The following is a 6,385-nucleotide window of genomic DNA, read 5'->3' as shown; positions in this document are numbered from 1 at the left end:
CTTGTAATCGAACTTTATTCAAAAGCTACATAAATTGCCTAAATAAAAAACCAAGACAAATATATGCCTCGGTCTAAACAGGTTATAATAACCGTGTAGTTCGCTCTTTTGGATGACGGATAATTCACGTGCGTTCTGTGTTTTATTAAGCCGACCAACACGGTTAGCTGAGATATCCTCAACTACATCTATGATATTACTATCGTTGTTTTCTTTGCACTCAGAGGACCGAATGCTGATATTTATTTTATCCTTAAAATTTCTAGCATTTTATCAATTATTGGTATTAGCCTTGCTGTAGCCTCTTCGGTGATGTCTAAACGATTTTTTAGCTGCTTATCCGGATTAATCGCAAATCTACTGGTTTTGGCTTGTACTTTTCTATTGCTATTAGCATGGGAATTAGCGAATCATAAACATTTCTACTTATGAATGATTGAATACAAAAATTACCTTTTCAAAAGTTCAAACCTAAACATTAAATGTTTAGGTTTGAACAGAGTAATGATAATCCTATATTTTTGAATTATTAACATTTGCAGCTGATAAAAAATTCTTTACCTGCGTTATAACCAAATGTCGCAGGACACCCCTTATTAAAACAACAATTTTGATGCATTGAACAAAAAGGTACATAGGAAGCTTGGACATCGTTTGTCATGTGATGATTCATCCTTTCTTATAATTATTTTTATTTTAACAACCTTGGACTTCCATTTTTAGCTTGAATGCAGCCCTCATAAAGCTGTGCCATTTCAACACCTCCTTTTCTATTGTATTAAAAGAGTTTTAATTGCTCTTTCATTGAATATAGAAGAGTGAAATCATAAAAAAACAACTTTAAAATAAAATTCCATAAAGGATTAAGATTCAAGGTTTAAAATGTTTATCAATTCTTAATGAAGGAGGGCAGATAAACCAAAATGCACCTTCTCAATCGCATTTGGACACGATTATTTTGGTGTCGGTCCAGGAAACAGTCATTTTAGAACTATATGATTGAGCCGCCTAACCTAAGTATGTAACGTTTAATATTCCGGGATTCCCCTAGGACAGATTGATTTTTGTGTTATTTGCAAAACATATCAAAATTGGTGTAATATGAGAAATATAAACAGGAGGGATTGGTGATTTTGGATAAAAGCAAAACTGGGGTTATTTTAGGAGCTTCGTCTTTACTACCTGTGTTACTAAGTATTACTACATTTTATATATTAAGAGGACCTGATTTTCAACCTTCCCTTGCCATTCCTATTTATATAATTTCTTCAATCTTCGGTCTTATACTTAGTAGTATTTCGTTGTGGTTAACTAAACCAAACAAATTTAAGTTATTAATTGGGAGTATTGGAGTCATAGCAAATTTATTTATTTTAGTGTGTACTTTCCTTTTACTATTTGCTTATGGAATGTCAGAAAAATAAGAATTAAAAATCAAGCCTATATGTATAGGCTTGATTTTATTATTTATTAAGATATTTCTAATTTAACAGTTTTGTCCCATTTTTATTTTGAATGCTGCTGCCATGAGAATAGCACCAGGACTACTTGTATTACCTAAACAATTAATTAGATTTTGATCGCACTTACAACGATCAGGATAAGACGAGAAGCTACCGTAGCAGTAATCGTGTGTTCGGCAGCATGTATCAGCAGCGTTGATTGGTGTACCACTACCACAATTCGCACCACACCAGTTATAATGGTGATAAAGAATTACGCCAAGAGCAGTTGAAGTAAATGTACAACATCCATTTCCTACACATGGTAAGCTATCATACCATGCTTGTGCATTAACATCTTGTTCCTTTGGAATTAATGAGTTAATAATTTCACTAAGTCCAACCACCTTAGAATCTGTCGGCGTAACTGAATCAACAATAATTTCGCCGTCATCGATTGTTACTAAATGTAGATTATAAGTACCGTCTTCATTCATTACTTCGTCAACATGAAATAATTTGGCTAAAAACGTTACTCCTTCCCCACTTGCAATTTCTACTTTAGTACGATCGTCGAATTTTACTTCTTGAACGCGAACATTATTGTCTTCCAATTTCATGTGTATAGCTTCTTGCTCATTAATTGGACCATTTAAATAACTTCCTAAATTTAAATGATTTAACAATTTTTCTAACTGTTTAAAATGTTCTTCTGGTAACCATTTAAGACCATTAACTGATTCCTTTTTCATGATTACTTTCTCTAAACCCCAATCTTGACCTTCCATAAAAAACACGTCCTTTTAATTTTATTTGAAGGGTGTTTGCCCTTCTGTGCTATAAAGAATAAAAACCCTTTAAAAAAACAACTTCCAACCGAAAAAAATTATTCGAAGAATTTTAATATTAAGTGCAATACCTCCGGAGTCAATAAAAGAAGTCCATAACGACCTCGTGTAAAATGTGTTACCACACCAACATTTGACCATTGGGAGCTCGATACCGTTGTATCGACCCGCGGGCAGGCAAAGAGCTACGTAGCAACGTTCATTTAATGCAAAACACATTGGTATACAGCTGTTTAAATTGCCGATTGCTCTGCCAAATCAATGGGGGAAGTCGTAAAGCTTTTCTACGCCCTATTACCAAAAGGCGCGATGAAGATAGCTACAACTGATTGTGGAAAAGAATTTTAGCTGTTACGCGGTATTAGAAAAAGAACTGGATCTCCAAGTGTACTTCACGGACGCCTACTCTTCCTAGCAACATGGTAGTAACAAGAACGGAAATGGCTTATTTCGTGAGCACTTCCCGAAGAAGATTAATTTTGATGAAGTTACGACCAATCAGATGAATCAAGCACTCCAGCTCATTAATGGCCGTCAAGGAAGTGTCATGGCTGAAAAACTGCATACGTGGCGTTTTACGAAGAATTGTTGCACTTAAAACAAACTATTATATCTATAGAGTATCTAGCCGACAAAACACAGCTAATATACGCTAAGTAATATCAGCTCAAAAAGTCAAATTCCTATAAGGAACCGACTTTTTAATTTTGGTTATTAATATTTAAATTCGCTTATGTACATCTTCTACTTTTCGAATTTCATCTTCAATTTTTTTCATATCAATCCTTTCATATAAAAGCACCACATTATTAAGTTCTGTTAATAAGGTAGCAACTTCACACCACTCGTTTAAAGATAATCCTATTAAGCGATGGTATCTTGATAAAATATCGCCGAGTAATAGTGCTACTACATATCCTAAATGTAAAGAACCATTTAAGTATGGCCAAGCACCTCCAATTAATGCGTTAATTTTATTTTTAGGGAAAGATTGTAAAATTTGCAATTACTTATTCTATATACATTGTGAATATTAGTGGGGGTGTTGGAGAATGAATGATACTCAAGTTAAATTAATAGGTATATCAAAAATTTTTGATGAAGGAAAATTCAAAGATGAAGTAACAAATAGCATCTCAAGTATTGGTGCTAAACATTTTTGGAATCAAGGATATACAGGTAGAGGTGTAGTAGTTGCTATATTAGATACTGGCTGTAATCATCATCATTTAGACTTAAAGGATCGAATAATTGGTGGATATAATTTTACAAAAGAATCCGATGGGAACGTAAATGTTTTTGAAGATTTAAATGGTCATGGCACACATGTAGCTGGAACTATAGCGGCATCAGTGAATGATGTAGGGATAGTAGGGGGAGCGCCTGATGTAAGTTTACTTATACTAAAAGTCTTGGATTATAGAGGACGTGGAACTGTTGATTCATTGGTTAAGGCCATTGATTATGCTATGAATTGGACAGGCCCAAATAATGAAAGAGTAAATGTTCTATCTCTATCATTAGGTATTTCGTCTTCAAATGAAATCCTTCATAATATCATAAAACAAGCCGTTTCAAAGAATATAGCGGTTGTTGTAGCATCCGGTAACGAAGATGATGGTGATTTATTATCTGATGAATACTCTTATCCAGCGGGGTATGAAGAAGTAATAGCTGTTGGTGCTATTAATAATAGTAATGAAGTTGCTAACTTTACTAATACAAATAAAGAAGTAGATATTTATGCCCCAGGGTTTGATATTAAATCATCATATCTGAATGGCGATTATACTGATTTATCGGGTACGTCTATGTCTACCCCACATGTAACGGGGGCATTAGCTCTATTGATTAATAAATATGAATCCTTGAACAATTCCAAGCCTACAGAATCAGAATTGTTTAAGTATTTAATGCAGCACACTACCAGAGTGAAAATTGGAGATTACGGGCAAACAATCTCTATTCTTAATCTATCTTTAGACGTTGGTATAGCAGACGATTCTAATGTACAATTTGAACCACCCATAATAGATAAATCATTACTACTAAAATGTTTATGTGAAGCCCGAAAATCACAAGCCTTCTTTACACAATGCCTGAACGAAAATTTGACAGAAAATGAACGGAAATTTTTAATCTCTTTAATTCAAGAATCCGCTTCTACAGCGATGGATATAAAAAAATATGTGAACTATTTTAATTAAATAAATATAATGGTAAAACAATCAAATCCTACTACTGATAACAGAAAAAAATTAGATATATTGTTTAAAAATTTTTATTTTAAAATCCGTTTTATTTTTCATATTTCTTCAACACTCCATTAATTACGACAAACGATGGAGACTTATACAATCAAGATTTTCTACTACTTTAGATGCCTCGATTAATTCAAGCGAAAGTGAAGGAACATTTCTCGATTTGATAGCTGACGAACAAGCAGAAAATCTCATAGACGAGGTATTTATTGGCGATGATCTCGTAAAAAATGTCACCTGTCCAATATTGCATAATGCATTAAATTCACTGACCAAAAAACAAAAGGAATTTATAAATTTAGCATATGTAGAAGAATTAAGTGATACAGAAATTGGACTGAAATTAAATAAAACGCAGCAAGCAGTTTCGAAAACCCATAAGAAAGCTTTGGAAAATATGCTAACTTACATTGAAAATCAAAAGAATAATGGGTGTTATGCATAATAAAAGGGGGTGAACTACTAATGTTAACAGATTCATCTGAATGGATTACGATAGTAGGGAATTTTGGGTTTCCTATTGCAATAACAGTATACCTATTTATTAGATTCGAAAGGAAAATAGAAAATCTCGAACTAAGTATTAATCAGTTGTCAGAAGTTATAAGAGATTTAAGAAGGGATTGATAATAAATGTCACAAGAATGGATTGCTCTAGTAGAAAAATCGAAACATGATGATAAAGCTTTATTGACTGTATTAAGTTATTTTGAACCTAAATTGAAACATTGCCTCTATTAAACTTCTCCATATTATAGAGAACATTTACTTATTAAACTCATTAATACTATTAAAAAATATGATGTGAATCCTGTTCCAGGATTTTGGGATATGCAAAAACATTTTAGTGACAAATAAAATGAAGAAAAATCTAATTGATTCCGAAACGATCAAAAGGATTTAACTAAATTCTTTTGATCGTTAATTTTAAAAAGTTGTTATTTTAAGTAGTTTTTCTTCTTTAACTAATATAACCTACATGGTGACATAGCCAAGCGGTAAGGCAAAGGTCTGCAAAACCTTCATCCTCGGTTCAAATCCGAGTGTCACCTTATTTAAACATTAGTCTTTAAAGGTTTCAGAGAGCCATACTATACAATCCTTCTAGGTTTTATAGTATGGCTTTTATATTTAGTGTAATTTTCATAAAAAGGTTGTTATTTTGTATTGTTGAGTTTCTTTATTAATTATATAAAAGATAAGGAGGATGAATTGCATGGAAGTCATAGTTTATTCTAGTAACAGGTGTGGATTTTGCGCTAAACAAAATGAATACTTAACAGAGAACGGAGTCGTTTTTGAGGAAAAAGATATTAATAACGCGGTATTCTTTCAAGAATTGAAAGAATTGGGGGGAACCGGTGTACCATTTACGATTGTTAAAAAAGCCGGGGGAAATGTTTCTACAATTGCTGGATTTGATAGGGAAAAACTTTCTGAAATCTTGATTCAACAATAAATGAAAGGTGGGTGAAAATAATCTTATCCACCTTTCGCATAAAAAGTGATTATTACTTCGATCCGAAATCTCAAAAGTTCGAGCATCAACGTAAAGTAGAATGGCTATTTAACGGAAAACCATTTAGCCGTAATGAGCTCCCTGAAGCAATCCAAGTATCTATAAAATCGCAATTAGGGTTAATAGATATGGCTAAACATAAATCAATACTGCCCGTTAGTTCAATAAAGAAAAAAGAGCTCAATAAGGCAGATTTAATCTACACGTTTTGTAGATTAAATCTGCTTTTTTGTTTTAACAGCAACAATCTTTGAGAAAACAGCTTAAAATTAAAATAAAGGCCATAATCCGCAGTGAATATAGATAGAGTTCGAC

At 32.8% G+C, this 6,385-nt stretch carries 6 protein-coding genes, 1 tRNA gene and 2 pseudogenes; 7 read left to right on the top strand and 2 right to left on the bottom strand.

Annotated features, from left to right (window positions below):
* Positions 1-1,133 precede the first annotated feature (1,133 nt).
* Positions 1,134-1,424, top strand: a complete 291-nt coding sequence (locus tag ACQKMI_RS23155; protein WP_427492760.1) for a hypothetical protein — start codon at positions 1,134-1,136, stop codon at positions 1,422-1,424.
* A gap of 62 nt (positions 1,425-1,486) precedes the next feature.
* Here the strand turns inward: ACQKMI_RS23155 and ACQKMI_RS23150 are convergent, their stop codons facing one another.
* Positions 1,487-2,230: a hypothetical protein gene (locus ACQKMI_RS23150; RefSeq protein WP_427492758.1), complete on the bottom strand. Its 744-nt coding sequence runs from the start codon at positions 2,228-2,230 to the stop codon at positions 1,487-1,489.
* Positions 2,231-2,419: 189 nt separating this feature from the next.
* On the opposite strand from ACQKMI_RS23150, the pseudogene ACQKMI_RS23145 reads away from it, so the two are divergent.
* Positions 2,420-2,845: pseudogene (locus tag ACQKMI_RS23145) on the top strand (IS30 family transposase); the annotation flags it as partial.
* Between the two features lie 304 nt (positions 2,846-3,149).
* On the opposite strand, the pseudogene ACQKMI_RS23140 reads toward ACQKMI_RS23145, so the two are convergent.
* Positions 3,150-3,263, bottom strand: a pseudogene (locus ACQKMI_RS23140) (class I tRNA ligase family protein); the annotation flags it as partial.
* A 79-nt stretch (positions 3,264-3,342) separates the two neighbouring features.
* Between ACQKMI_RS23140 and ACQKMI_RS23135 the strand changes: the two are divergent.
* The 5 genes from ACQKMI_RS23135 to ACQKMI_RS23115 all read left to right on the top strand — a co-directional run bounded on the left by ACQKMI_RS23135 (position 3,343) and on the right by ACQKMI_RS23115 (position 6,010).
* The gene (locus tag ACQKMI_RS23135) at positions 3,343-4,497 is read left to right on the top strand and encodes a S8 family peptidase (RefSeq protein WP_427492756.1); all 1,155 of its coding nucleotides are present in this window, start codon (positions 3,343-3,345) and stop codon (positions 4,495-4,497) included.
* Between the two features lie 217 nt (positions 4,498-4,714).
* The gene (locus tag ACQKMI_RS23130; protein WP_427492754.1) at positions 4,715-4,996 is read left to right on the top strand and encodes a sigma factor-like helix-turn-helix DNA-binding protein; all 282 of its coding nucleotides are present in this window, start codon (positions 4,715-4,717) and stop codon (positions 4,994-4,996) included.
* A gap of 20 nt (positions 4,997-5,016) precedes the next feature.
* A complete protein-coding gene (locus ACQKMI_RS23125; protein WP_427492752.1) occupies positions 5,017-5,178 on the top strand; it encodes a YvrJ family protein in 162 nt (53 codons plus the stop codon).
* Positions 5,179-5,532: 354 nt separating this feature from the next.
* Positions 5,533-5,603 (top strand) — tRNA-Cys (locus ACQKMI_RS23120).
* Between the two features lie 164 nt (positions 5,604-5,767).
* Positions 5,768-6,010 (top strand): glutaredoxin family protein, encoded by a 243-nt coding sequence (locus ACQKMI_RS23115; RefSeq protein WP_427492749.1) that lies wholly within the window; start codon positions 5,768-5,770, stop codon positions 6,008-6,010.
* Positions 6,011-6,385 lie beyond the last annotated feature (375 nt).

Origin of the sequence: Lysinibacillus sp. NPDC097214 (assembly GCF_050277945.1) — a bacterium.
GTDB lineage: Bacteria > Bacillota > Bacilli > Bacillales_A > Planococcaceae > Lysinibacillus > Lysinibacillus xylanilyticus_B.
This window is presented reverse-complemented; position numbering and strand designations above follow the sequence as displayed.

Excerpts from the sequence above, each read along its gene's own strand:
- ACQKMI_RS23125 (WP_427492752.1), top strand. The coding sequence starts at position 5,017 with ATGTTAACAGATTCATCTGAATGGATTACGATAGTAGGGAATTTTGGG.
- ACQKMI_RS23115 (WP_427492749.1), top strand. The coding sequence starts at position 5,768 with ATGGAAGTCATAGTTTATTCTAGTAACAGGTGTGGATTTTGCGCTAAA.
- ACQKMI_RS23135 (WP_427492756.1), top strand. The coding sequence starts at position 3,343 with ATGAATGATACTCAAGTTAAATTAATAGGTATATCAAAAATTTTTGAT.
- ACQKMI_RS23150 (WP_427492758.1), bottom strand. The coding sequence starts at position 2,230 with ATGGAAGGTCAAGATTGGGGTTTAGAGAAAGTAATCATGAAAAAGGAA.